The organism is Yimella sp. NH-Cas1 (genome assembly GCF_022359705.1).
Lineage (GTDB): Bacteria > Actinomycetota > Actinomycetes > Actinomycetales > Dermatophilaceae > Yimella > Yimella lutea.
The window spans coordinates 2108016-2134364 of record NZ_JAKSGG010000003.1 but is presented as its reverse complement, the minus strand read 5'-3'; the positions used below and the strand labels follow the sequence as shown (position 1 = coordinate 2134364).

The following is a 26349-nucleotide window of genomic DNA, read 5'->3' as shown; positions in this document are numbered from 1 at the left end:
TCCGGCCCACGCCCGAGGTTGTCGGTGGCGGCTGGTGTGATGGCTGGCATGGTCGAACTGGTCCGTTGCGCACCCGACGCAGTGCAGGCTCCCGTTCTCGACGCCGCCCAGGGTGCTGCGGTGTCGAGTCCCGCGGCGACCCGTCTGGTGCTGGGCGCGCCGGGCACCGGCAAGAGCCTGCTCGCGGTCGAAGCAGTCGTCGACGCCGTCGATGCAGGAGTGCCTTCTGACTCCTGCGTGATCCTGTCGCCGACCCGCGTTCGTGCCGGCGCGCTGCGGGAGCGAGCATCAGCACGTCTGGCGAGCACCTCCAGCGCACCGATGGCGCGCACTCCCCAGGCGCTGGGTTTCGGCATCCTGCGCCGGATTGCTGCAGTGGAGGGGCGGGAGGCGCCCCGTCTGTTGACCGGCCCCGAACAGGACGTGATTCTGCGTGACCTGCTCGCCGGGCACGCGTCCGGTGAGGTGCCCGGCCCGCGTTGGCCCGACTTCGTGCACGAGGCGCTGGCGACCCGAGGGTTCCGGCACGAGCTACGAGACCTGCTCATGCGTGCGGTCGAGTGGGGTGTCGATGCCGACCACCTGCGTCTGCTCGGTGAGGAGCACGAACGGCAGGAGTGGATCGCTGCCGCACACGTGCTCGACGAGTACGACCAGGTCACGGCTCTGTCCCGGCCGGGAGCCTACGACCCTGCCTGGATCATGGGCGGTGCGGCCGACCTGCTGGAGGCCATGCCCGACCAACTCGAGCAACTGCACCGGGAGTTCGCGTTGATCGTCGTCGACGACGCACAGGAACTCACTCGAGCCGCAGCACGACTGGTGTCGCTGCTCGCCGGACCGACGACCCGGTTGATGCTGATCGGCGATCCCGATGTCGCGGTGCAGACCTTCCGCGGCGCCGACCCGCGGCTGTTCCTCGATCTCGCCGAGCGCGCCGGCTCACCGGCCCGGTTCGAACTCGGCACCGCTCATCGTTCGCCGCGCACCATCCGCGAAGCAGCCGCGCGGGTGACCGCACGCATCGGCTCGGTGGCCGGCGGCGAGCACCGGAGCCCGTCCGCCGCCGCACGTGAAGGGTCGGTCGAGGTGGCGATGCTGCGTGCGGTGAGTCAGGAATCGGCTCATATCGCAGCCGAACTGCGCCGTGCGCACCTCGAGGGCTCCGTGCCGTGGTCGCAGATGGCCGTGATCACGCGGGGGCAGGCCCGCATCTCCGCGCTGCGTCGGGTGCTGCAGAGTGCAGGTGTGCCGGTGGCGATGCCGCCGACGGTCATCGCGCTGCGCGACGAACCGGCAGTCCGACCGCTGCTCACCTTGTTCGAAGTCGTGGCCGACCTCGCCGCGGGTCGGGTGCCCGCCTGGACCCCCGACGACATCATCGATGTGCTGAGTTCTCCTCTGGCACATATGGATTCGTTGTCCATCCGGCGTCTTCGTCGTGCCCTCCGCTCGGCAGAGTTGGCCGACGGAGGCAGTCGCTCCAGCGACGAATTGTTGGTCGAGACGGTGCACCGACCCGAGTTTCTCGGCGATGTCGGCCCGGACGCGGTCGGCCTCTTGCGCATCTCCGCCGTCCTTGCGGCGGGCACGGCCGCGTGGCAGGCGGCGGACGCGTCCGCGGAGACCGTCCTGTGGGAGATGTGGATCGCCGCCGGCGTCGCCGGTCCGTGGTCACGCGCGGCGCTCGCCGGTGGCACCTCGGGCGCCCGTGCCGACCACGACCTCGACGCCATCGTCGGCCTCTTCGGGGCGGCGGCGTCCTACGTCGACCGGCTGCCCGGTGCGTCACCGGCCGGTTTCCTCGACCACATCCGTGACCAGGAGGTCGCCGGTGACCGGCTGACCTCCTCGGCCCCGGCGCAGGACGCGGTGGATCTGCTGACCACTCAGGCGGCCGCCGGCCAGGAGTGGCAGTTCGTGGTGCTCGCCGGAGTGCAGGAAGGGGTGTGGCCCGACTTGCGGCTGCGCGGTTCGCTGCTCGGATCCGAAGCGTTGGTCGATGCGCTCACCGGACGCCCTGCCGATCTGCGCTCGCAGGCCGCGGCGGTGCGTTACGACGAGACCCGGCAGTTCCTCGTCGCGTTGACGCGCGCCTCAGAGCGGGTCCTGATCACCGCGGTTCGATCGGATGAGGAGCAGCCGAGCGTCTATCTCGACATCGTCGACCCGATCGACGATCCGGACGGCAGGAAGCACACCGATGTCGGACGCGGGTTGAACCTGCGGTCGATGGTCGCCGAGCTTCGCCGTGAACTCGTCGTTCCCGAGTCCGGTCCGCAGGGGGAACTCACCCCGGTCGAGGCGGCTCGGCTGCTCGCCGAACTCGCGCACCGCGACGTCGCCGGCGCCGACCTCGATCAGTGGTGGGCCTTTCACGAACTCACGTCGACCGATCCGGTGCGGCGGGTGGATCAGCCGGTGCGGGTCTCACCCTCGAAGGTGGCCGACTTCGGCACCTGTGGGCTGCGCTGGTTTCTCACCTCCCGTGGTGGCGACGGTCCTGACCAGGGTGCGGCGAACATCGGGATCCTGGTGCACGAGATCGCGGCCGAGTACGCCGACACCGATCCCGATCGCATGCAGCAGGCGTTACGGGACCGCTGGGGCCGTTTGGGTCTCGGCGAGTCGTGGATCAGTCGGCAGCAGTTCCGGCTGGCCTCGCTGATGCTCGCGCGGATGCACCGTTACGTCGACGAGGCGGCCGCCGGCGGGTGGACCCCGATCGGCGTCGAACAGGACTTCCAGGTCAGCGCCGGACGCGTCCGCCTGGCCGGACAGGTCGACCGAATCGAGCGGCACGAGACCGAGGGCATCCGGGTCATCGACCTCAAGACCGGAGGGTCCGCACCGTCCGGTAAGGAAGTCGCCGAACACCCGCAACTCGGCGCCTACCAGTGGGCCGTCGAGCACGGTGCCTTCGGAGCCGACGAGACCTCCGCCGGGGCGGCATTGCTGCAGGTGGGCAAGGGCTCGGGCAAGGGCGTCAAGGAGGACTACAACCTGCAGCAGCAGGTGCCGCTGTCGTCCACCGAAGATCCGGAATGGGCCGACCGGCTGCTGCACGCCACCGCCGAGGGAATGGGTGCCGCCGAGTTCACCGCGACTCCTGGCAAGCAATGCAGCACCTGCTCGGTGCGGGCGGCCTGCCCGGTACTTCAGGAAGGGGAGTCGAGCTGATGAGCAGCACGGCTGTCATGCACAGCAGCCTCGAGATTGCGCGCCGGCTCGGCATGTTCCCGCCGACCGACGAGCAGCGAGCCATCATCGAGGCCGACCCGGACGCCCCGATGCTGGTGGTCGCAGGTGCGGGTTCGGGCAAGACCGAGACGATGTCGAACCGGGTGGTGTGGCTGGTCGCCAACGGCTTCGTCCAGCCCGATCAGGTGCTCGGGCTCACCTTCACCCGCAAGGCAGCAGGCCAATTGGCCGAACGCGTCGCTCATCAATTGCGCGCGCTGCGTGCCGCAGGCCTCTGGGTGCCGCAGCAGGACGCCGACGGAACGCTCGGGCTGTCCGACAGCCCGACCGTGCTCACCTACCACTCCTACGCCGGCCGACTCGTGCGTGAGCAAGGCCTGCGCCTCGGCGTCGAGCCCGACTCCCGAATGCTCACCGAGGCAGCGGCCTGGCAGTACGCCGCCGAGGTCGTGCATGGCTACGACGGGCCGATGGACGATGTCGACAAGGTCGAATCCACTGTCACCGCAGCCGTGGTCGCGTTGTCGGGTGAGATGTCCGAGCACCTGCTGACGCCGCAGGACCTGCGGCTGGAGATCGAGGCAATCCTGTACGGGTTGGAGGATCTGCAGGAGGCCGGGCGGCTGAAGAAGGCGTCCAACCCCGACTACCGCGACCTCGTGGCTGCGATGCGAGCGCGACTGGCGGTTCTGCCGCTCGTGGAGCGGTACCAGCAACTCAAGCAGGCGAGGTCAGCACTCGACTTCGCCGACCAGATGGGTCTCGCGGCCAACCTGGCGTCGCGATTCGGCGGGGTCGGTCAGTTGGAGCGGCGCCGGTTCAAGGCGGTGTTGCTGGATGAGTTCCAGGACACCAGCGAGGCACAGTTGCAGCTGTTGAAGAATCTCTTCGTGGCCGAGGGCGAGCCGGTGCGGGTCACCGCCGTCGGCGACCCGCACCAGTCGATCTACGGCTGGCGCGGGGCCAGTGCCACGACGCTCGGCTCATTCCCCGCACACTTCGCCGACGCCTGCGGTGACGCCGCCGTCCGACCGCTGTCGCGCAGCTGGCGCAACGACCGGGCGATCCTGGCCGCGGCCAACGTGGTGGCCGCCCCGCTGCGGCAGGGAAGCCCGGTGGCCGTGCCCGCCCTGCAGGCAGCCGAGACCGCGGGAGAAGGGGCAGTGTTCGCTGCCCGTCTGGAGACGATCGAGCAGGAAGCCGATCACGTCGCTGCGTGGCTCGCGCAGCGGTGGCAACCCGACCAGAACGGCGATCACCCGACGGCCGCTGTCCTGTGCCGCAAACGCTCGCTGTTCCCGTTGATGATCGACGCGCTCGATCGCGCTGACCTGCCGGTCGAAGTCGTCGGCGTCGGCGGTCTGCTGATGACGCCCGAGGTCGCCGATCTGGTGAGCCTGCTCTGGGTGGTCCAGGACCCGACCCGGGGCGACCGGTTGATCCGGTTGCTCACCGGCCCGCTGGTGCGGCTCGGTGCGGCCGACCTCGATGTCCTCGCCGCTTGGTCGCGGCGCATCGAACAGGACGGCAGACCACAGGTTCCGCGCACCGAACAGGACCGTGAGCCCGACACCCGCGATCGGCCGTCCCTGGTCGAAGCCTTGGATCATCTGCCGCCGGTCGACTGGGCCGGGCCGGCCGGAAATCCGATGAGTTCTGTTGCTCGAGAGCGACTTTCCGGTTTGTCGCTGGCGATCCGCAGCCTGCGCCGTCTGACCGGTCTCCCGCTTGCCGAACTCACCGGCGAGGCCGAACGCGCACTCGGTCTCGACATCGAGGTCATGTCGCGGCCCGGAGTGACCCCGCAGACGGCGCGGGTGCACCTCGACGCGTTCGCCGACGTCGCGATGAACTTCACCGCCAGTGCCGACCGCCCGACGCTCGGCGGCTTCCTGTCCTGGCTGGATGCAGCCGAGGACGAAGAACGCGGCCTCGACAAGGCCGAGATCGAGTCCAACAGTGCGGCGATTCAGGTGCTCACCATCCACGCGGCCAAGGGTTTGGAGTGGGATCACGTCGCGATTCCGGGGATGACCGAGACCGTCTTCCCCAACCACCGCCGCTCGGCCACCTACAACACCGACCTGCAGGGATGGAGTGTCGGCGCCAAGACCGACCCGAACGACCGCAGCACCTGGGTGCTGGAGGAGAAGGGCTGGACAGTCGGCCTCGATGGTGTGCCCTATGACCTGCGGGGCGACAGCGACGGGCTGCCGTCGCTTCCCATCGGTGAACTCGCCGACCTCGTCGAACTGCGCGATGAGTACAAGAAGTTTCGCGAGGCGAACGGCGAGCACGGCCTCGCGGAGGAGCGGCGGCTGGCGTACGTCGCGCTCACCAGGGCGAAGCACTCGATGCTGATGACCTCGTCCGTGTGGTTCTCGGGGAGCAAATGCCGCCTGCCCTCCCGCTTCCTGTGCGATGTCATCGACGCCGGACACGTTGTTTTCGAACCGAATTCACCCGATCCAGACCCGGACGCGACGAATCCCCGGCTGGTCGACGGGCTGTCCATGGTGTGGCCCGACGACCCGCTGGCCCGGCGTCGCAGCGCGCTGCTCGAAGGCCGCGAACACGTGCTGAACGCATTGCAGGAGATCACACCGGCGGCCGGCCCCGATCCCCTCGGCGCTCTGGAGGTCGACGGTCCGTTCTCCGATGCCGAACGTCGTCGGCGACGCGAACTACGCACCCTGCTGCACGAACGCGCGGTCGGCACCGGGGTGCGGGTGCCGACCGTCCAGTTGCCCGGTCATTTGTCCGCCTCGTCGGTGGTGGCGTTGGCGAGCGACCCGGAGAAGTTCGCGCTCGACCTGCGCCGGCCGATGCCTTCCCCGCCCGCGTACGCAGCGCGCCGAGGTACCCGCTTCCACGCCTGGGTGGAGGAGCACTACTCGAAGGCGGCCCTCGTCGACATCGACGAACTGCCCGGGTTCGCCGATCTGGACGCCGACGTCGACGCCGACCTGGAGACGATGAAGGCCAACTTCCTCGCCTCCGAATGGGCCGGACGTGCCCCGATCGCCATCGAGGTGCCGATCGAGACCTGGGTCGCCGGGGTGTCGGTGCGCGGTCGGATCGACGCGGTCTTCGAGGACGCCGATGGCTATCTGATCATCGACTGGAAGACCGGTCGTCCGCCGTCGGGCCTCAGCGGTTCGGCACGTGTCCTGCAGTTGGCGGCCTACCGGCTGGCGTATGCACGACTACGCGGCATCGAGCCGGAGCGGGTGAAGGCCGCGTTCTACTACGCCGCGACGGGTGAGACGGTACGCCCGGAACTGCCCGGCGACGACGCGATCGACCGGCTGATCACCGCTATCCCGCTGCAGGAGTAGCGGATTCAGTTCTTCGGGTCGCGCTTGATCTGCATTTCGACGGTGTCGTCGTCGCGCAGGTGCTGTTCGTCCTCGGCCGAAGTGTCCGTTGTACGGGCGTCCGTGGTGACGGCGTCGGTGGCCGCGAAGTCGTCGTCACGAACATCCGGCTCGGGCGACGCACTGTCGACGTCGACGCTGTCCTCGCCGGCGAGTTCGTCCAACTGGTCGGCGGTGACCGCTCTGGACCTGCGCGGGGGTGCCGGCATCAGGCTTTCGTCACCGGAGGTCTGTTCGTTGAGCCGGCGAAGAGCGGCAGCCCGGCGGTCGATGAGCGCGTCGTCGTCGGCGGCGACGGCGTCCAGCAGCACCGTGATGCGTTGCAGTTCGGCGCTGAGCCGGATGCGTCGCTCCAGGTGCTTGTCCGGTGCCTCCGTGCGCACCGCGGAGTAGGACTCGAGCACGGTATCGAAGGCCTCCGACGGCGCCAGCACCCATAGGGCCGCGAAATCGTCGGCCGGGTCGCAGACCGCGGCGTTCTCCCAGGACGCGATCGCGCAGACCTTGTCCGACCCCCAGAAGACGTCATGACCTTCGAGCGGTCCGTGCGTGACACAGGTCGGGAAGCGCCAGAGCGAGACTTCCTCCAGGGCCCGTTCCCAGCGGGCCAGCAGGGCCGAGGGCACGAGTCCGGTACCGGCGGCGCGGTCGAGGATCGCCAACCTGCGCGAGCGGTAGCCGTCGCAGTCGTAGCTGGGCACCCCGACTTCATCGGCAACTCGAGGGTCGACGTCGTGCAGGGCGGCCAGGGCGCGTCCGACCTCGATCGCCTCCCGGCTGCCGCCGGTCAGGCCGCGCCACACCATCGGGTCGCCAGGAAGCTGCGGGGCCACCGTGACCAGATTGCGATCGGCCAGCGTCATCCGTCCCTCGGCCACGGGCACCGCGAAGGGCACCCGCTTGGCGAGCAGGCGGGTGAAACTGCCGGCCTGCTCGGCGGCAGCCGCAGCCGCCGCGTTGCGCGAGACGCGAACGGTCCAGGGCTGCCCGTCGGACGACTCGACCCGGGCCTGCTGGTACTTGTCGGTCACGCGGGTCGGCAGCGCGACCACGGAGCGGGGCTGCACGCGGGGGAGGGCTGCATCGGCGAGGGCGGCCAGAACGTAGGGACTGCGAAGCACGGCCTCACGGTACGCGGACACGGTCGCCTAGCCTGGGAGCCGTGGCCGATTCGTCCCCAACTCATCGCGATTCAGATCTCGTTCCGACCCCCGGCGGGGATGACCGGCACGCGCATCTGATGCTGTCGCGCAGCATCCTCGACCGTGACTCCTTGCGCCGGGAGGATCCATCGCTGCTGCAGAGCCTGTTGTCGTCGCCCCGGACCCGGGTACTGCACCTGCGTGGTGAGCGAATGCCGGTCACCACCCAGGGCGATGTGGTGCGGTTGCTGCTGCGGGCTCCGCAGCCGGCCGACAGCGACCTTCCGGCTGCGTACCTCGGCCGACAGGAGGGAGCCGACTTCGTCGCCGTGTTCGACGTCCCGGAGCGAAAGGTGCCCGGCGATGCCGGTACCACTGATCCGGACGACCTCGCCCGTCAGAGCGAGCGCACGCACCGCAGCCTGCGATCGCTGGCACCGGGGTTGCCCGTCGCCGATCTCGGCTTGGCAACAACGTCGGTCGCCATGGCGAACTGGGTTGCCACCCAACGGTTCTGCGCCCGTTGTGGACGCCCCGTCGCACTGACCAAAGCGGGCTGGGTCATGACCTGCGATGAGGGGCATCATCATTTCCCGCGCACGGATGCCGCGGTCATCATGTCGGTGGTCGATCCGGACGACCGGCTGTTGCTGGCCCAGGGCACCCGGTTCGTGCTTCCCACGGGCATGTCGGTGCTCGCTGGTTTCCTGGAGCCAGGTGAGTCGATGGAGGCCGCCGTGGCTCGGGAGGTGATGGAGGAAGTGGGTTTGCCGATCGTGGAGGCCGAGTACGTCGGCAACCAGCCGTGGCCCATGCCGGCCTCGTTGATGATCGGTTACGCCGCACGCACGGACGAGACGCGGTTGCGCCTTGATCCGGTGGAGATCCGCACTGCCCGCTGGTTCACACGGGCCCAGTTGGACGACGCGTTGGCCGGCGGCGAACTCACGGTCCCGCCGCGCCTGTCGATCGCTCGCCACCTCATCGAGCGCTGGTACGGCGCGGCCTTGCCGGCGCAGCCCGGAGACGTCTCGTGACGCCCGACGAGGTACTGCACGGCCTCGACCCCGAGCAACGGATCGTCGCCTCGAACCCGCTCGGTCCGATGTGCGTTCTCGCCGGCGCCGGCACCGGTAAAACCCGCGCCATCACCCACCGGATCGCCTACGGCGTCCACTGCGGTGCCTACCAACCGCAACGCATTCTGGCCGTGACCTTCACCGCCAGAGCGGCGGGAGAGATGCGCACGCGTTTGCGCGGACTGGGGCTCGACAAGGTGCAGGCGCGCACCTTCCATGCAGCATCCCTGCGTCAGCTGGGTTACTTCTGGCCGAAGGTCATCGGCGGGGCTCCGCCGCAGATCATGGGGCAGAAGGCGCCGGTGATCGGCGAAGCCGGGGCTCGGCTACGGCTGCAGCTGGATCGGGTGGCGATCCGCGACATCGCCTCCGAGATCGAGTGGGCCAAGGTCGGCATGCTCACCCCCGAGACGTACGCGCGGCACGCGGCCAAGGCGGGGCGCAATGTCGCCGACCTCGACCACATCGCGATGGCGCGTCTGTGGGAGATGTACGAGGACGTGAAGTCGGGGCGCCACGTGATCGACTTCGAGGACGTCCTGCTGCTCATGGCCGGCTTCCTGGTCGAGCGGGATGACGTGGCGCGCGCCGTCCGCGAGCAATACCGCCACTTCGTGGTCGACGAGTACCAGGACGTCAACCGCGTCCAGCAGACCTTGCTCGATCTGTGGGTCGGCGACCGAAGCGACGTGTGTGTGGTCGGTGACCCGGCGCAGACGATCTACTCCTTCACCGGTGCCTCGCCACGACACCTGCGCGAGTTCGCCACCAAGCACGCCGGCGCACAGACCGTTCGCCTGGTGCGCAACTACCGCTCGACCCCGCAGGTGCTGCAGTTGGCCAACGCCGTGCTCGGCGCCGCCAAGGACGGGGGATACGCCCAACTGCAGGCGCAGTCCGACGACGGTCCGGCCGTCGAGTTGCACCAGTTCGCCGACGACGTCGCCGAAGCGTCCGGCATCGCCCAGCGCATCAAAACGCTGCTCGCGCAGGGCGTTCCGCCCAGCGAGATCGCCGTCCTCTACCGCATCAACGCACAGTCGGAGCCGCTCGAACAGGCGCTCGCCGAAGCCGGCATCAACTACCTCGTGCGCGGCGGGGAACGCTTCTTCCGTCGTGACGAGGTCAAGCGGGCCGTGGTCCTACTGCGAGGTGCGGCTCGTTCGGACGACGGTTCGGCGCCCTTGGGTGCGCTGGTGCGTGACGTCATCACCGCGGCCGGATGGTCGCCGCAGCGGCCCACCGGCGGGGCCCTGCTCGAACGCTGGCAATCGCTCGAAGCCCTCGCGACCGTCGCCGACGATCTGGTGACCGCGAACCCGCAGGCACGCCTGCCAGACCTCATCGTCGAACTCGACCGACGGATGGCCGAGCAGCACGCGCCGTCCGTCGAGGGGGTCACGCTCGCTTCCCTGCACGCGGCCAAGGGCCTGGAATGGGACGCCGTCGTATTGGCGGGATGCTCCGACGGCCTGCTGCCGCTGTCGCATGCCGAAGGCCCCGAAGCGATCGAGGAGGAGCGCCGACTGACCTACGTCGGCCTGACCCGTGCCCGCAAGCACCTGGTGCTGACCTGGGCGCAGGCACGTCAACCGGGCGGCAAGCCGACCCGTTCGGTCTCGCGCTTCCTGCACGCCGCCGACGGAATCCTCGACGGTGTGGCGCCGCGGCAGCGCAGCGAGAAGCGCTCGACGGGTCGGGGTAAGAAGGTCGAGCGCGCCAAGCTGGTGCGCTGCCGCACCTGCGCGAAGGATCTCTATACGGCGGCCGAGCGAAAGATCGGCCGTTGCAGTGACTGTCCGCCCACCTACGACGAACAGACCTTCGAGGCTCTGCGCACCTGGCGTAAGGGCGTCGCCGACCGCCAGCGGGTGCCGGCGTTCGTCGTCTTCACCGACGCGACCCTCATCGCGATCGCCGAGCGCGGTCCGGTCGACGAGAGTGGATTGGTCGGGGTCTCCGGGGTGGGCGCCCGCAAGCTCAAGGTTTACGGACCGTCGGTGCTGGGCGTCCTGCGCGGCGAGCCTGCCGATGACATGATCGAAAAGTCTTGTGCTGCAATGGAATCCGACTGAGCTTTACTGCATCGAGAAATTGGTCGTTAAATAAGTTGCCCCGTGTGAGAAGGCGCACGTAGCCTGAGACACGTTCAGCCCGGCCCCTTCGTGGGTGTGCTGGGGTCGTTGATGAGTCGAGAGGAGGGTTGGCCTGATGGAGACCAAGACCATGTGCACTAAGACGGGCCTGTTGTCCGATCTGCGTTTTGCGCACTCGTCCTCGCCGACCCTCGCAGGCATCTCTGCCTCGACCCAGGGGAGCAGTGTGTCCGTCGTCTCGATGGTCGCCGCCGAGTACTCGCGTGAGCGCAGTGGCAATGCCCCCTTCTTCGGCACCGATGTCGAAAAACCTCCGCGGCAGGAGGTCACCGTCTCGATCTGATCGCAGATTGACGGTCCTCTTTCAAAGGCCGCGGAACCCTGACAGGGTCCGCGGCCTTCGTGTATTCCGCGGACGAAGCACACGACTACGAAAGATCAACAGACATGTTCGAAGCGATAGACACGGGGCTCCGTGACTTCATCGACCAGGCCATCGACTCTCAGGAGGACGGGATCGAACTGCCGTGCCAGGTCAACGACCCGGAGATGTGGTTCGCCGAGCGGCCGGACGACATCGAGTTCGCCAAGGCGCTGTGTGGCACGTGCCCGCTGCAGCGTGAATGCCTCACCGGAGCCGTCGACCGGCGTGAGCCGTGGGGCGTCTGGGGCGGCGAGCTGTTCCAGGCCGGCGTCGTGATCGCGCGCAAGCGTCCTCGTGGACGTCCGCGCAAGAACGCGATCGCGGCATGACCACCGTCTCGTCCGGCGGAAGTCGGGTGAACGGTCGACAGCAGGTCGGCAAGGGCGCAGGGGTGATGAGTGTGGTGCGATTTCGGGGGACGCACCACGCCCACCACCCCTGCGCTCTCGTCGCGGGCTGACTCAGAAGTCGGCGCCGGGGACGTTCTCGGCGAAGATCCGGCGGGCCGGCACGGTGCCGTCGATCTGGCAGAGCACCGCCACCCCGCCCAACCAGGTGCGGTAGATCAGCACGAACTCCGGCGGAAGATTGAGGCGAAGGCCCACACTGAACTGGGAGCTGCGCGGGTCGTTGATGTAGTTGAACACGCTGCGCAGCCAGGTGCGGGTGAACTCGAACTCGTCGTGCCGTAGTGGCTCGATGAGGACAGCGAAATACTCCAGCAGCTGGTCGGCGTCGATGTCGATCGACGACTTCACGAACCCGGCTTCCCGCAGCAGGTCCAGCAGGCCCTCGGCATCCTCCTCCAACGCGAGCGTGACCAGTTCGCCGAGCACCGGCGGCAATCCGTCCGGAAGACGGTTGACCGCGCCGAAGTCAAGCACGCCCAGGCGCCCGTCCGGCAGCAGTCGGAAGTTGCCGGGATGCGGGTCGGCGTGCAGCAACCCCGCTTGTCCCGGCCCGCCGAGCAGGAACTCCAGGTAACGACGCGAGACCAGGTCGCGCTCTTCCTGGCTGCCCTCGGCGATGATCCGTGACAGCGGGGTGCCCTCGACCCATTCGCTGACCAGGACGAGGTCGGTGGCGTGGACGACGTGGGGAAGGGCGAAGTGTTCGGAGCCCTCATAAGCCTCGACGAACTGTTCCTGCATCACCGACTCCAGGCGGTAGTCGGTCTCCTCGCTCATCCGGGCGCGTAGTTCGTCCAGGATCGGCACGACATCCAGCCCGGGAACCCACGAGGTCGAGACGCGCATGACGCGTGCCAACTGGTTGAGATCGGAGAGCATCGCTTCGGCTGCTCCCGGGTACTGCACCTTGACCGCCACCTCACGGCCGTCCTTCCAGACCGCTCGGTGCACCTGACCGATCGAGGCCGAGGCCACCGGCGTGTTCTCGAACGACTCGAACTTGCCGCGCCAGCGGGTGCCCAGTTGTTCACGCAGCACCTTGTTGACCGACTCCTGTGACATGGCCGGCGCGGAGTCCTGCAGTTTGGTCAGCATCGAGCGGTACGGCGCGGCGAGTTCCTCGGGCAGCGCGGCCTCGAAGACCGACAACGCCTGCCCGAACTTCATCGCTCCGCCCTTGAGCTCCCCGAGCACCTTGAACAGCTGTGCGGCTGTCTGCTCCTGCATCTTGGCGGTGACGGCTTCGGCGGGCGCACCTCCCACCCGGCGGCCGAACCCGACCGCGGCCCGCGCCCCTATCCCCAGAGGTAGCGATGCCAGCCGTGCGGTTCGCACGACGGCCTTGCGAGGAAGATCCGTCATGGGGACATTGTGACTGACGGTGGGCTGAGTCCGGCTGACCGGCGTCCCGCTCACGTCCGGACATCTGGAACACCTCCGGTCGTCCGGGTCGGATCTGGCAGCGCCGACGGCACCAGATGCGACGTGGACGACAAGATGCGACCGGGAAGGCAGGATCACCCCGCCTGCTGCGCCTGGCACACGCACAGCGGGTGGATCGGCCAGACGTGATGCATGACTCGGCCGAGCGAACTGGAGACCGACATCGCCGAGCCGATGGGAAGCGGGTTGTCGCTCATCAGGCCGCGTGCGACCAGCCCGGCGAATCCGACTGCTACATGGGCGAGTTCGGGAGATGTGGTGGGTTCGTCGTCGTACAGATCGTTGCCGAGCACCTGGGGACGAAGGCGTTCCCAGCGCCGGTCGAGATCGTGCCGTCGGGCGTTCAGGCACCCTTCGCACGGACCGGCATCCGCCTGCAGCAGGGGTCCGACGACGATCTGATCCGGGCCGATTTCGACGACCAATCGTGAGACTCCCGGGCCCAGGCGTGCGCCGGGTGCGCCGACCGTGATGCCCAGCATCGGCAGGTGCGGATTCGCGGTGGCGCCGAGCTGGTCGAGCAGGTGCGCGATCGCGACAGCCACCGGGCCACACCCGTGCACCGCGAAGTCGAGTCCGCGCAGATCCGGCGGCAGCGTGCAAGTGACCGCGTCGCGCAGTGCGTCGGCGGCGCGTGCGTCGAGTCCGCGGAAGGCGGTCGCCCATTGCGAACGGGTGAGGGCGCCGGCAGCGACGATGCGGTTGATCACCGCGGGTCGGAACGGCCCGACGACCTGGGGTGAGCGTGCTCCCAAGCCGATCAACAGATGTGACTCGTCGTAGCGCAGCGCGCGAGAACGGTTGGGCGACAGGGTGATCGGTTCGATCATGGTGGTTTCTCCGTGACGTGGAGGATGGCTGCGACCGGGGCGTCCGGTCAGAGTGCCACTGATCAACCGAGCCGGTTCCGGTTCTCCACAGCGCCCGGCTCATGGTGCCGGTTCTGAGCGAGGTGGTGGACGATTCGTGCCGTGTCGGTGCTCGGACGTAGGTTCACCGGCATGGAACCAACGCCTGAGGTGGAGATCGTCCGCTCCTCCCGCCGCCGCTCGACGCTCTCGGCGACGCTGGTCGATGGACGCGTCGTGGTGCGGGTGCCGGGCACCATCTCCACGGCCGAGCTCGACCGTCTCGTCCCTGGGCTGGTGCGTCGGGTGATGGCAAGGCAACGCCGCCCGGCCGCGTCCGACCAGGCGTTGATGCAGCGGGCACGGGTGTTGTCCGAGCGTTACCTCGACGGCAAAGCAGTGCCGGCATCGGTGCGTTGGGTGGGCAACCAGCAACGCCGGTGGGGTTCGTGCTCGGTGAGTTCGAAGCAGATCAGGCTGTCGGACCGGTTGCAGAACATGCCGCAGTACGTCATCGACCATGTGCTCGTGCACGAACTGGCGCATCTGTTGCACGCCGACCACGGGCCGGCCTTCAAGGCGCTCGTGGCGCGCTATCCGCAGCTCGAACGCGCAGAGGCGTTTCTCGCGGGAGTCAGCTTCGGCTCGGGGCTGCCGCCGGTGCCGATGGACGACCTGCCCGACGAGCCAGCAGATCCCTGATCCGCAGTACGGTCGCGGGTAGATCGGGATCGGTCGGCTGCGGGATCGCGTCCACCGGCCACCACGCGGCAGCGTCCGACTCCTCGGATACGACGCACTCGGCCGGTTCGTCCAGCACGATCGCGACCCGCACGTCGCGGTGAGAGGTGCAGCGGCCGAACGCAGCCGAGAGCTGATGATGGTGCAGGTCGACGATCATCGCGTTCGCGACATCGACCGGTAGCCCGGTCTCCTCGCGCACCTCGCGCACCGCGGCATCGATGACGCCGGCGTCATCACTTTCGAAGTGACCGCCCGGCTGCAGCCACAGCCGGGCCTTGCGATGCATGATCAACGCGACATGCTCCAGCCTCGGGTCGAAGACGAAGCCACCGCAGGTCAGGTGGTCGGACACTCCGTCGCGGCTCACCGCGTCCGGATGAACCGCCAGGTGTGCGAGGTACTCCTCGCGCACGTCGTTCAGTTCGGCAGTGGGCGCGTCCCAATGCTCCAGCAGGCGGACGACGTCCGCCTGCAGGTGTTCGAAGCTCATGCCTTGGGATCGTCGCCGGACTGGTCGCCGGACTTGTCGCCGTCACCGTTGCCGGGCTCGTCGGCCGGGGAGTCCGACTTCTCCGACTCCATCTCCTCGCGGCCCTGTGCCAGCAATGCGGCGAGCGCGTCGTCCATCTCGTCCGGCTGTGCAGGCTTCTCTCGGGCTTGCTCCTTTTCGCCGTTGACGTAACCCATCGGGTCGTCGAGGTCGTCGGCGCCGGGAGCGAGATCGGGGTGCTTCCAGGCCCCGTCGCGGCCCGCCGTTCCCTTGGAATCCTCAAGTGCGGCAAAGAGATTGGCGGCGTCACGCATGCGACGTGGGCGCAGTTCGAGTCCGACCAGGCTGGCGAAAACTTTCTCCGCCGGACCACCGGTCGCGCGGCGACGGCGAACCGCCTCGGACAGGGCGTCGGCGTGCGGCAGGTGCGGGCGCACCGCACGGTCGCTCACGGTGTCGACCCAGCCTTCGACCAGGGCGAGCAATGTCTCCAGGTGAGCGAGGGTGCGCTTCTGGGCCTCGCTCGGCTCCGGGCGGAAGATCGATCCGGAGATCGACTCCTGCAGTGCAGCCGGGTCCTGCATGTCGGCGTTGCGCATGGCCTCGTCGATCGCCTCGGTGTCGATCGAGATGTCGGCGGCGTAGGACTGCACGGCCGCGATGAGGGCCGGGCCGAGCCAGGGCACGTTCTGGAACAGGCGCGTGCGAGCCGCTTCGCGTACCGCGAGGTACAGGTGGATCTCGCCGGCGTCCATACCGAGTCCGTCGGCGAACGCGGCGACGTTCGTCGGCATGATCACCACCGGGTTGCCCTCGACGAGGGGAAGCCCGACCTCGGTGCCCGTGACCAGTTCACCGGCGAGCGTGCCGACGGCCTGGCCGAGTTGCATCGAGAACACGGCACTGCTCATCCGACCGAGCATCGGCTCGAGCTGACCCATCATCTGCGGCGGCATGCCGAACTGCTCGGCGCCGAGATTGCCGATCTGGTCGCGCATCGCGCGCATGACGGCGGCGTTGACGGCGTCCGAGATGGGTTCGACCAGGCGGCGCCAGGTGGGCATCGTCGCCTCGACCCACTCCGAACGACTCCACGCCTTGCCGGCTCCGGTCGAGGCGAAGTCGGTGACCTGGTCGAGCCACAGGTTGGCGACCATCACCACCTGGTCGACGTCCTTGGCCGTTGCGGCCGACACGCTCGGGTCGCCCTCGGTCGAGACGGTGCGGCGGGCGACGTCACGGGCGGCTTCGATGTTGAAGCTGCCGTCGGACGGCGCCGCCATCATCGCGGCCATCTGCTGCTGCATCTGGGCGAACATGGCCGGATCGATGTGGCCGAGGCCGAGCTCGGACATGGCCTCGCGCATGTCGTCGCCGCCGCCCATCAGGTGCTTGAGCAACTCGTTGAGGTCGGGTACGTCGTCGGGGCGCTCTTCGGGGTTCATCTCGTTCCTTCGCGCAACGGATCGTGGGTCTGATCCTCGGTCCGGTCTGTTGGTCGTAGGTCACTTGCTCGGGTCAACCACACGGCGATGCGAATCGTTCCCGGTGCCAGGTTCGAGAAGTCGAGCCCACAGTGCCTACGCTACGTCGGTACGCCGCCCGAGAAGCACCTGGAGTCCTGATGAACCAAGCGCGGGTCACGCTGACCGACGTCCGCGACACCCCTTTGTCCGTGGACGAGGTGCTGACGGCCGTCCAGGACCCCGCTGCGGGAGGCATCGGACTCTTCGTCGGAGTCGTGCGTGACCACGACAACGCCAAGGATGTCGACGGGCTGGAGTACTCGGCGCATCCCAGTGCCGTTGACGGATTGCGGCGGGTGTGCGAGCAGGTGCTGAGCGACGAGGTGAGCAAGGTGGCAGCGGTCCATCGCGTCGGTTCGTTGCAGGTGGGTGACCTCGCTGTGGTCGTGGCGGTGAGCGCGCCGCACCGTGGCGCCGCGCTGGACGCGTGCCACCGCCTGATCGACGACCTCAAGCTGACGGTGCCGATCTGGAAGCACCAGAGTTTCTGCGGACGGTTCGGACGAGTGGGTCGGCCTGTGAGCGCACCGACGCCCGACCGATCGCACGACCCATCGCCCGAACACGCCGAAGGGCAGCCGTCCGCGCAATCGACGGCCGGCCGGCGCGGCCTGTCGTTCCGCAACGTTCTGCTGATCGCCGTCACCGTGCTGGTCGTCATCGCGATCGCCTTGATGTCGATCATCAAGGTGCCGGTCGTGATCCTGCGGCCCGGCCCGGCGACCGACACTCTCGGGAAGGTCGACGGCAAGGACGTCATCGCGATCCAGGGCGCCAAGACCTACCCGACGTCCGGGTCGCTCGACTTCACCACCGTCTCGCTCGCCGGCGGACCCAACTATCCGGTCTCGGTGATCGAGTACCTCCAGGCGAAGTTCCTGGACAAGAACGCGCAGATCGAGCCCGAGGAGGCGTGGTTCCCCAAGGACGTCAGCGGCGACCAGATCAAGCAGAAGAACGCCGCCGACATGACCGACTCGCAGGAGACTGCCGAGGTCGTCGCCATGCGTTCGGCCGGCTTCACGGTGCCGCAGAAGGTGCTCGTCGGCATGATCGCCGAGGGCGCGCCCGTGGGGAAGGCGCTGGTGGTGAAGGACCAACTGCTGAGCATCGCCGGCAAGAAGGTCACCGACCTCGCGTCCGTGCACGCCGCGATGGACGGCGTGAAACCCGGTTCGTCGGTGCCCGTCCAGGTGCTGCGCGGTGGAAAGAGAGTGTCGGTGTCGGCGAAGACGGCTGCCGCCCAGAACGGACGGGCGGTCTTCGGTATCGGACTCGACCCGGAGTACACGATGCCGTTCGAGGTGAAGGTCAACGCCGGCAATGTCGGCGGGCCGTCGGCCGGAATGATGTTCACCCTGGCGATCTACGACAAGATCACGCCCGGCGCCATGACCGGCGGCAAGAAGATCGCCGGCACCGGCACGATCAACGAGATGGGCGAAGTCGGGCCGATCGGGGGAGTGCGCCACAAGATGGTCGGTGCGAAGGACGCCGGGGTCGGTTACTTCCTCGCGCCCGCGTCCGACTGCGACGAGGTCGTCGGCCACGAGCCGGACGGTGTGACGGTGATCAAGGTCGCGAGCCTCAAGGAGGCACTCGCCGTCATGCCGAAGATCGCCAAGGGCGAGACCACCGGATTCCCCGCCTGCACGAAATAAGGTGTCAGTCCTCGTCGTCGAGACTGGCCCGCAGTGCGGCCACCAAGCCGGGTGCGATGTCCGTGCCCACGGCGACCTTGTCGTCCTCGTCGTGTTCGCGTTGCCGCAGCAGGCAGATCGCCTCACCGTCGCGCAGCACACCGACCAGCAGCCGGACGTCGCGACGGTCGGGGTGCGCGGCCAGCACCTCGGCGGCCTGCTCGGCGTTGTCGGGCAGGTCGTTCTCGGCCTCCGGCGGCACCACGATGCGTTCGATCGCCAGCAGCACACCCTCCACCTCGGGCGGCCACGCCAGGCGTCCGAGCATCGACTCGATGGACGAGGTACGCGGCATGCCCTCCTGCTCGATGGCGCTGAAGGAGTCCGGGTCGGCACCCTTCAACTGATCGGCGAGTGCCGGTTCGTTGGCCAGCAGCGCAGAGTTGGTCGCGAGAGCGAACAGGCGCGGTGCCTGGTCCCAGCCGGCCGCGGCGACGTGACGTTCGGTGTCGACGGCGCACTCACCCAACGGGCTGAGAAGCGGCTTGGCCGTGGGCTGTGACTCGGGCTGTGACTCGGGCTGGTCCAGGGACTGCTCGGAGATCGGCTGATCGGGCGCTTGCTCGTCGGTCATGTGCGTCATCGTCTCGCACAGGTCTCGATCCCGGCGAACCGGCGGTCCTTCGGCGGGGTCGCCGGGTTAAGGTCTCCAGGACGCCAGTTGGCGCGAAGCCCGACGGAGGTACACGTGAGTTCGGCCGACGACAACGCACGCGGCGGTTCGGGAGACGGCCCGGGCGGACGCGACGACGCGTGGACCGCGCTGGACGAAGCGCGGCGACGCGGGGCCGGACGCCGGCGCTGGCTGATGCTGGGTGTCGCGCTGTTCCTCGGTTACCTCGCGATCCGATTCGGGGCTCGCCTGTGGACCGAGAAGTTGTGGTTCGACGCCATCGGCTACTCGCAGGTGTTCCGTAACGAGATGTTGGCCAGGACCGGGTTGTTCATCGCCGGCTTCCTGCTGACGGCGGGCCTGGTGTGGCTGAGCATGCGACTGGCCTACCGACACCGTCCTTTCCTTCCGCCGGGGTCGATCGAACCCGACGCGATGGAGCGTTACCGCGCGCTGGTCGAGCCGGTGCGGTCGACCGCGTTCAACGGCATCCCGATCCTGATCGGTCTGTTCGGCGCCGGAGTCGCCGGTAGTCAGTGGAAGACCTTTCTGCTGTGGTGGAACCGCACCGACTTCGGGGTGAAAGATCCCAAGTTCGGTAGGGACATCGGTTTCTTCGTGTTCAGCCTGCCCTGGTGGCAGTTGGTCACCGCGCTGCTGACGATGGTGCTGATCTTTGCTCTGGTCGCAGCGGTGGTGGTGCATTACATCTACGGCGGCATCTCGCTCACCCGCGAACCCGGCTCCCGATTCACCTCGGCGGCCAGGCTGCATCTGTCGCTGGCGGCGGCCGGCCTCGTCCTCGTCCGGGCGGCGGCCTACTGGCTCGACCGGTATGCCCTCACCACGAAGGATGCGCGGCTGATCACCGGTATCGACTACACCGCCGACCACGCGCAGATCCCCACCAAGACCGTGCTCGCGGTCGCCGCCGTGCTGTGCGCCGGCATGTTCATCGCGACGATCTGGACGCGTACCTGGCGCCTACCGGTCATCGGGCTGTCCTCGATGGTCGTACTCACGTTGGTGCTGTCGGCGATCTACCCCACGATCATCGCCAACTTCAAGGTCAACCCGAACGCGCGTGCGCTGGAGTCGCCGTACATCGCGCACAACATCAAAGCCACGAAACAGGCGTACGGGATCACCAACCTGGTGGCGACCAATCAGCAGCCGGAGACGGCAGCCAAGCCGGCCGAACGTCGCAAGGACGCCGCAGCGATTCCCGGCATCCGGTTGGTCGACCCGTACATCATCTCGCCGACCTTCCGGCAGTACGAGGGCCAGAAGCAGTACTACCAGTTCGCCGACGTGCTCGATGTCGACCGGTACAAGGTCGACGGCAAGGAGACCGACGTCGTGGTCGGCGTCCGCGAATTGGATCAGTCGGGTATCCCTGCGGGACAGCGCAACTGGGTGAACGAGAAGACCGTCTACACGCACGGGTACGGCGTGGTCGCGGCGTACGGCAACCAGCGCGGTGACGAGGGCCAGCCCAACTGGCTCGCCTCGACGATGCCGCAGCAGAGCAAGGTCGGAAAGTTCGAGCCGCGGGTGTACTTCGGTGAGATGTCGCCGAACTACTCGATCGTCGGCGGACCGGAGGGTGCGGCTCCGGCCGAACTCGACTACCCCGACAGCAGCACCGGCGGCGAGCGTCGCACCACCTACGCCGGAAACGGCGGCGTCGCGCTCGGCGGGGTGTTCCGCAAGCTCGCGTACGCGGCGAAGTACCAGGAGTACAACTTCCTGTTCTCCGACAGCATCAACGAACAGTCGCGCATCCTCGACGTCCGAAACCCTTCGGACCGGGTGAAGAAGGTCGCTCCCTGGCTCACTGTCGACGGCGACCCGTACCCGATCATGGCCGGTGGACGCATCCAGTGGGTTATCGACGGTTACACCACGAGCGCGCGCTACCCGTACTCCCAGATGTCGTCGCTCGATTCCTCGACCGAGGACTCGATCACCAACAACGCCGACAACGTCCGCTCGATCCGCGAGGGGTCGATCAACTACATCCGCAACTCGGTGAAGGCGACCGTCGATGCGTACGACGGTTCGGTGAAGTTGTATGCCTGGGACGAGCAAGACCCGGTGCTGAAGGTCTGGCGCAAGTCGTTCGGTGGCACGGTGCTGCCGCTGTCGCAGATGCCGACGGCGGTGCGTGAGCACGTCCGGTACCCCGAGGACCTGTTCAAGGTGCAGCGCGAGATTCTCGGCAAGTACCACGTAAGCGACCCGGCGACCTTCTTCAGCGGCACGGACTTCTGGCAGGTGCCGGCCGACCCGACGCGGGCGGGCAGCGGTCAGCAGCCGCCGTACTACCTGTCGATCTCGATGCCGGGGGTGCAGCAACCCACCTATTCGCTCACCTCGTCCTACATCCCGGTCAGCAGCGGCGGTCAAAGCCGGCAGAACCTCGCTGCGTACCTCGCCGTCGACTCAGATGCGACGCCGAGACCCGGTCAGCCGAACGGCAGCTACGGCACGATGCGGCTGTGGACGATGCCTCGTAATGTCACGATCAAGGGGCCCGCGCAGTTCCAGAACGACGTCAACACCTCCAACGAGGCATCGACGACCTTCCCCCAGACGCTGTCGGTGTTCATGCAGGCCAACGGTGACCGAGTGCAGCGCGGCAACCTGCTCACCCTTCCCCTCGCGGGCGGGCTGCTGTACGTCCAGCCGATCTACGTAAAGGCCTCCGGCACAACGGGATTCCCGCTACAGCGGGCGGTTGTCGTGCAGTTCGGCAACAAGCTTGCCTGGGGCGTGACTCTTGGGAACGCGCTTGATGATCTGTTCGGTGCCAGCGCCGCCGGCAGCGACGACGACAAGCAGCCCGATCAATCAGACACCGTCGACAAGGCTCTCTCAGACGCCAACAGCGCGTGGACGCGTGGGCAGGACGCCCTCAAGAAGGGTGACCTGGCCGGCTACCAGAAGGCGATGAACGAGATGAAGGCCGCGCTCGACCGAGCCGTGCGGTTGAACGGAGCTGCGGGCACGCCGACCCAACCGTCTCCGAGCCCGTCGCCCTCTCCCAGCCCGTCGCCGTCTGCGCCTGCCACGGCCCGTCCGTCCGCAGCACCGGCTTCCGCCACGCGTTAGTCAGAGTTCGCCGGTCAGGTAGCGCTGCAGGTTGGGCGCGACGGCGTCGACCAGTTCGTCGATCTCGGCGTCCCGGACCGCAGGGAGCCCCAGGATCTGGCGGGTCACCAGCAACCCGGCGATCTGACTGGCGAAGAGGGTGAGTCGCAGTTCGACGTCCCGATGGTCGTCGAGGCGCTCGCGGATGGGGGCCAGGATGACGCCGGTCAGCAGGCCGCGGACGAGTTCGTCCTCGCCGTTGATGAGAGCCTGACGGAACCGGGCGACGATGCTCGGCCCGGCCGGTGAGGCCCACACGGTGAGGATCTGGCGCAACGCCGTCGCAGCGAGTTCGTCGATCGGGCAGGTGCGGACCGGCTCGAGCACCACGGCCGGGTCCGACGGGAACTCGACCGCCGCCACGAACAGTCCGCGCTTGTTGCCGAAGTAGTGGCTGATCAGTGCCACATCGACCTCTGCTTCGTCGGCCACCCGGCGCAGCGTCGTGCGGTCGAAACCGTTGGTGCTGAACAGTTCTCGTGCCGCGTCCAGGATGTCGTCCTTCGCGCTCGAGCCTGCGGAGCGGCGTCCGGTGCGGCGGCTCACTTGGTCTGCCTCGGCATCGACCATGCGGCCAGAGCCAACGCGCCGAGCGCGAAGAGGGCGAGAACACCGACGTTCGTCAGGACGTCCGCCGACGGGTCGGCCTGCGAACCGATCGCCTGCAGTCCCTTGACCGCGTAGGTCATCGGCAGGAGGTCCGAGAGCCACTCCAGGACGGTCGGCATTCCCTCGCGCGGTGCGAACAACCCGCACAGGAAGATCTGCGGGCCGATGACGAGCGGCATGAACTGCACGGCCTGGAACTCGGTGTGGGCGAACGCGCTGGCGAGCAGGCCGGTGGCGACACCGACGATCGAGGCGATGACCGCGACCAGGAGCACCCAGGCGATCGGCCCGGCCGGGTCGACGCCGAGCAGCCAGTGCGTCACAGCCACCAGGACCAGCCCTTGGACGAGCGCGGTCACCGCGAAGGCGACCGCGTAGCCGATCAGCAGATCGGCTCGGTGCAGGGGAGTGGTGAGCAGGCGTTCGAGTGTGCCGCTGGTGCGTTCGCGCAGCATGGCCACGCTGGTGACCAGGAACATCACGAGCATCGGCAGGATGCCGAGCATGGTGAGCGCGACCCGGTCGAAGGTGCGCTCGTCGTTGAACACGAAGTACAAGAGCGTCAGCAACAGGGTCGGCACCATCACGATCAACCCCATGGTGCGGTGATCGGCCTTCAACTGCTGCAGGATGCGTTTGATCGTGGCAGTTGCGATTCGCGGGTTCATCGGTTGCCTCCAGTGCGGATGAGGGCGAGGAACGCGTCCTCCATGGAGTGCTTGCCGGTGCGTTCGAGCAGGTCGTCCGGCGGTAGATGGGCCAGTAGGCGACCGTCGCGCATGAGCATGACGCTGTCGCAACGGGCGGCTTCGTCCATCACATGGCTGGACACCAGCAGCGTCGTGCCGGCTTCGGACAGCCCGCGCAGGTGGGCCCAGATGTCCTCACGGGTCAGCGGATCGAGTCCGACAGTGGGCTCGTCGAGCACGAGCAGCTCCGGTTCGCCGACGAGCGCGCAGGCCAGGGATGCGCGGCTCGCCTGGCCGCCGCTGAGGTTCTCCACGGGGCGGTCGGCGAACTCGCCCAGCCCGACGGTCTCGATCGCTCGATCGGCGTCGTGCTTCGAAAAGCCTTGCAGTGCAGCGAAATAGACAGCGTTGTCGCGCACGGTGAGGTCGCGGTAGACGCTGACCGCCTGGGTGACGTAGCCGACCTTGCGACGCAGCCCGGCGTCGGTCGGGGAGTGGTCGAGCACGGTCAGTTCTCCGCGTTCGATCTTCTGGACCCCGACGATCGTGCGCATCAGTGTCGTCTTGCCACAGCCGGAGGGTCCCATCAGCCCGACGACCGTCCCGCGCGGTACCTCGAAGGTGAGGCCGTGCAGAACCTCGTTGCCGGAGCGGCTGACGACGAGGTCACGCGCGGAGACTGCCGCCCGCGAGGAGAACTCATCAGGCGTTGAATTCATCATGTGTTGAAATGTCCTCGAATGTCGGCTCGAAGTCAAGGGCTGCGTGGTCGATGGTGTTCGCGCTGGTCGAACAGCGTTGAGGCGCACGGACTTTCAGCACTGGCCGCGCTCGCCTCCGGATGACGGTGAGTTGTCGATTTGGTGAACGGCGAACCGGTGATTTATGGTTATGGACATACCGACGCGGGGTGGAGCAGCTCGGTAGCTCGCCGGGCTCATAACCCGGAGGTCGCAGGTTCAAATCCTGCCCCCGCTACCAAAGCCGTTTTACTCCAACTGGCGACCTGAGGGTCATCGTGGAGTGAAGCGGCATCGAACAGATCCTCGGAGTTAGCTCCGAGGATCTTTTCGCTGTGCGGCGTGATGTCGCGATGATCGGGTCGCCCTGGGGTTTCCAAACAGGATCACCGCCGTCTTGGTGTTGCGGCGACGAGCGTCGTTGACGCAGTGCAGCACGTAGTTGTACGCATTGAGTTGCTCGTCGAGCAGCACGAACTGTTCGCGGTGCTGCACCTCCTCAGCTGCGAGAGCCATGAGGTGGTTGGACGGTGCGACCCGACTGCCGGTGAGTTGGTCGGCAGCTTCCGCGCCGCTTGCACCGGCGAACGTGGTGCGCAACGGCTCCCTGAACGCGCCCCGTCGCTGACCCGTGACGAGCCGCCTGAACTCGTCCTGCGGCTTCGCGAACAAATCGCGCACCCCGGCATCGGTGCCCACCGAGAGCGAGGAGGACCGGCGTCGGGAGCGCGAGGCCGAGATCCGGCGTGAGCACCGGCTCGCCCGGCGAGTCGCCATCGAGGCGGGCCGCACGGCCGGCGCCTGGCGCTCAGCCGCGCAGGAGCCCGGCCTGCTCGAGGAGGCGTCCGATCTGGTTGTCGTCGAGCCGGTCGACGAGCGTGGAGCGCACCCGCCCGGGGCCAGGGACCTTGATCGGGTAGCCGCCGCGGAGTCGGGCAGAGGCGTCGAGGAGCGCCCGCACGTCGTAGGTCGACCCCCACACCTCGCGGACGGCTCGCTCGATGCCGACTAGCGAATAGGCCGCCTCCATCCCGGTGCGGACGGAGTACTCGGTCGTGAAGATGCAGTCCCGGCTCGTCTCGGCGAACTGGCCGATGAAGGCGAAGTTCTGCGCCCCCTCGGGGACGACGTCGGGGCGGTCGCCGGCCTTGCGCGGCATGAAGAAGCTCGTGACGTAGGGCATCATGACGGGCACGCAGGTCGCGCCGTCGGCCGCCAGCTCGGGGATCTCCTCGACGGGGACACCCATGTGGTAGAGCCACTCCTGGACGATCTCCTCGCCCGTGCACTCCTGGATCGACTTCTTCACGTAGTCGCCGGGGACGTCGCTGAAGAGGGCGTAGACCCAGACGACGACCTGGCCGGGGTCTTGGGCCTTGAACTGCGGCTGACGGTTGACCGTCCACGACAGGAGCCACGAGGAGTCGCGCGCCGTGACGATCCCGCCGGTCACGGTGCGGCTGGAGAGGGGGTCACGGCCGCAGATTCGGCGGATCTGCTCGGGGATCCGCTCATCGAGGGTCGTGACCGTCGCCGACTCCCACTTCGTCTCGGGAATGCTGCTGCAGAAGACCTCCGGGCGGCCGAATGCCGGGTCCTTGCGGGCGACCTTCTTCCACAGGTCCCACGACCTCGCGATCGCCGGGGCCACGGGCGGGTGACACGGGCCGCGTTGGGAGACTGGCGCCTGGGTAAGGAGTCCGGTATGGCTCCGTCGACGCAGTGGCGATCGTTCAGACGAAGTCAGGCATGCTCACCCGCGCCAGTCGGATGCCTCGCGGTCCGCTCACGCAACCAGGTAGTCGTTCCGGCGGCCATGCCCCGCGACTTGGGCATCTGGTGCACCGGGACCACGATGAGCGAAGCCTCACGTCGCAGGGACCACTTGATGGCGTGATAGACGGCTGACAGCGATTCAGTGCTGTTCACGGCGATAAGTCCCGGGGCAATAAGCATCGCTTCATGCCACGGCCCCTCCAGGTCGGCTAGGTCGGCCAGGTCTTCCGAGGTCCAAGCGAGGTAGACGGTCAATGTCGTCATCCTTTTCGACGTGCGCAGCGGCGAC

The 26349-nt window shown here is 67.9% G+C and carries 20 protein-coding genes, 1 tRNA gene and 1 pseudogene; 10 read left to right on the top strand and 12 right to left on the bottom strand.

What is annotated here, in order from left to right; genetic code table 11:
* Positions 1-48 precede the first annotated feature (48 nt).
* Positions 49-3180 (top strand): ATP-dependent DNA helicase, encoded by a 3132-nt coding sequence (locus tag MF407_RS10520; protein ID WP_129627028.1) that lies wholly within the window; start codon positions 49-51, stop codon positions 3178-3180.
* Positions 3180-6539, top strand: a complete 3360-nt coding sequence (locus MF407_RS10515; protein WP_129627025.1) for an ATP-dependent DNA helicase — start codon at positions 3180-3182, stop codon at positions 6537-6539. Before MF407_RS10520 ends, MF407_RS10515 begins: the two co-directional genes overlap by 1 nt.
* 5 nt (positions 6540-6544) lie before the next feature.
* Here MF407_RS10515 and MF407_RS10510 read toward each other — a convergent pair whose 3' ends face one another.
* The gene (locus MF407_RS10510) at positions 6545-7699 is read right to left on the bottom strand and encodes a phosphotransferase (RefSeq protein ID WP_129627022.1); all 1155 of its coding nucleotides are present in this window, start codon (positions 7697-7699) and stop codon (positions 6545-6547) included.
* A gap of 41 nt (positions 7700-7740) precedes the next feature.
* Between MF407_RS10510 and nudC the strand changes: the two genes are divergently transcribed.
* The 4 genes from nudC (at position 7741) to MF407_RS10490 (ending at position 11648) form a co-directional block, all read left to right on the top strand.
* Positions 7741-8757 carry an NAD(+) diphosphatase gene (gene nudC / locus MF407_RS10505; protein WP_239702243.1) on the top strand — a complete coding sequence of 339 codons (1017 nt, stop codon included), beginning with the start codon at positions 7741-7743 and terminating at the stop codon, positions 8755-8757.
* Positions 8754-10874 carry an ATP-dependent DNA helicase UvrD2 gene (locus MF407_RS10500; RefSeq protein ID WP_239702242.1) on the top strand — a complete coding sequence of 707 codons (2121 nt, stop codon included), beginning with the start codon at positions 8754-8756 and terminating at the stop codon, positions 10872-10874. The genes nudC and MF407_RS10500 overlap by 4 nt, the downstream gene beginning before the upstream one ends.
* 136 nt (positions 10875-11010) lie before the next feature.
* On the top strand, positions 11011-11238 hold the full coding sequence (locus MF407_RS10495; RefSeq protein WP_141927787.1) for a hypothetical protein: 228 nt from the start codon (positions 11011-11013) through the stop codon (positions 11236-11238).
* A gap of 104 nt (positions 11239-11342) precedes the next feature.
* Entirely contained in the window at positions 11343-11648 is a 306-nt protein-coding gene (locus tag MF407_RS10490) for a WhiB family transcriptional regulator (protein WP_141927788.1), read from the top strand.
* Between the two features lie 132 nt (positions 11649-11780).
* On the opposite strand, the gene MF407_RS10485 is transcribed toward MF407_RS10490, so the two are convergent.
* Both MF407_RS10485 and MF407_RS10480 read right to left on the bottom strand, forming a co-directional pair.
* Positions 11781-13091 (bottom strand): AarF/ABC1/UbiB kinase family protein, encoded by a 1311-nt coding sequence (locus tag MF407_RS10485; RefSeq protein ID WP_239702241.1) that lies wholly within the window; start codon positions 13089-13091, stop codon positions 11781-11783.
* A gap of 155 nt (positions 13092-13246) precedes the next feature.
* Positions 13247-14002, bottom strand: coding sequence for a hypothetical protein (locus MF407_RS10480; RefSeq protein WP_129627008.1), 756 nt, complete (start codon positions 14000-14002; stop codon positions 13247-13249).
* A gap of 171 nt (positions 14003-14173) precedes the next feature.
* Between MF407_RS10480 and MF407_RS10475 the strand changes: the two genes are divergently transcribed.
* Entirely contained in the window at positions 14174-14722 is a 549-nt protein-coding gene (locus MF407_RS10475; RefSeq protein WP_239702240.1) for a M48 family metallopeptidase, read from the top strand.
* Here MF407_RS10475 and MF407_RS10470 read toward each other — a convergent pair.
* Positions 14655-15254, bottom strand: coding sequence for an NUDIX domain-containing protein (locus tag MF407_RS10470; protein WP_141927791.1), 600 nt, complete (start codon positions 15252-15254; stop codon positions 14655-14657). The genes MF407_RS10475 and MF407_RS10470 overlap by 68 nt on opposite strands.
* Positions 15251-16699, bottom strand: coding sequence for a zinc-dependent metalloprotease (locus MF407_RS10465; protein WP_239702239.1), 1449 nt, complete (start codon positions 16697-16699; stop codon positions 15251-15253). Before MF407_RS10465 ends, MF407_RS10470 begins: the two co-directional genes overlap by 4 nt.
* Before the next feature lie 179 nt (positions 16700-16878).
* On the opposite strand from MF407_RS10465, the gene MF407_RS10460 reads away from it, so the two are divergent.
* A complete protein-coding gene (locus tag MF407_RS10460) occupies positions 16879-18441 on the top strand; it encodes a molybdenum cofactor biosynthesis protein MoaE (RefSeq protein ID WP_239702238.1) in 1563 nt (520 codons plus the stop codon).
* Positions 18442-18445: 4 nt separating this feature from the next.
* Here MF407_RS10460 and MF407_RS10455 read toward each other — a convergent pair whose 3' ends face one another.
* Complete coding sequence (locus tag MF407_RS10455) at positions 18446-19054, bottom strand: PPA1309 family protein (protein ID WP_239702237.1); 609 nt, start codon at positions 19052-19054, stop codon at positions 18446-18448.
* 114 nt (positions 19055-19168) lie between these two features.
* Here MF407_RS10455 and MF407_RS10450 point away from each other — a divergent pair, with 114 nt between their 5' ends.
* Entirely contained in the window at positions 19169-22207 is a 3039-nt protein-coding gene (locus MF407_RS10450) for a UPF0182 family protein (protein ID WP_239702236.1), read from the top strand.
* Here MF407_RS10450 and MF407_RS10445 read toward each other — a convergent pair whose 3' ends face one another.
* The 3 genes from MF407_RS10445 to MF407_RS10435 are packed head-to-tail and all read right to left on the bottom strand — an operon-like array spanning position 22208 to position 24266.
* The gene (locus MF407_RS10445) at positions 22208-22792 is read right to left on the bottom strand and encodes a TetR family transcriptional regulator (protein ID WP_168990294.1); all 585 of its coding nucleotides are present in this window, start codon (positions 22790-22792) and stop codon (positions 22208-22210) included. It abuts the gene before it with no gap.
* Positions 22789-23523 (bottom strand): ABC transporter permease, encoded by a 735-nt coding sequence (locus tag MF407_RS10440; protein WP_129626988.1) that lies wholly within the window; start codon positions 23521-23523, stop codon positions 22789-22791. The genes MF407_RS10445 and MF407_RS10440 overlap by 4 nt, the downstream gene beginning before the upstream one ends.
* Positions 23520-24266 carry an ABC transporter ATP-binding protein gene (locus MF407_RS10435; RefSeq protein WP_129626986.1) on the bottom strand — a complete coding sequence of 249 codons (747 nt, stop codon included), beginning with the start codon at positions 24264-24266 and terminating at the stop codon, positions 23520-23522. Before MF407_RS10435 ends, MF407_RS10440 begins: the two co-directional genes overlap by 4 nt.
* A 182-nt stretch (positions 24267-24448) precedes the next feature.
* Between MF407_RS10435 and MF407_RS10430 the strand changes: the two genes are divergently transcribed.
* Positions 24449-24525 (top strand) — tRNA-Met (locus MF407_RS10430).
* Positions 24526-24596: 71 nt separating this feature from the next.
* On the opposite strand, the gene MF407_RS10425 is transcribed toward MF407_RS10430, so the two are convergent.
* From MF407_RS10425 to MF407_RS10415, 3 genes and pseudogenes are all read right to left on the bottom strand, one after another.
* Complete coding sequence (locus MF407_RS10425) at positions 24597-24965, bottom strand: hypothetical protein (RefSeq protein ID WP_239702235.1); 369 nt, start codon at positions 24963-24965, stop codon at positions 24597-24599.
* Between the two features lie 127 nt (positions 24966-25092).
* Positions 25093-25914, bottom strand: a pseudogene (locus tag MF407_RS10420) (oleate hydratase); the annotation flags it as partial.
* A 113-nt stretch (positions 25915-26027) separates the two neighbouring features.
* Positions 26028-26315 carry a hypothetical protein gene (locus MF407_RS10415; RefSeq protein ID WP_239702234.1) on the bottom strand — a complete coding sequence of 96 codons (288 nt, stop codon included), beginning with the start codon at positions 26313-26315 and terminating at the stop codon, positions 26028-26030.
* Positions 26316-26349 lie beyond the last annotated feature (34 nt).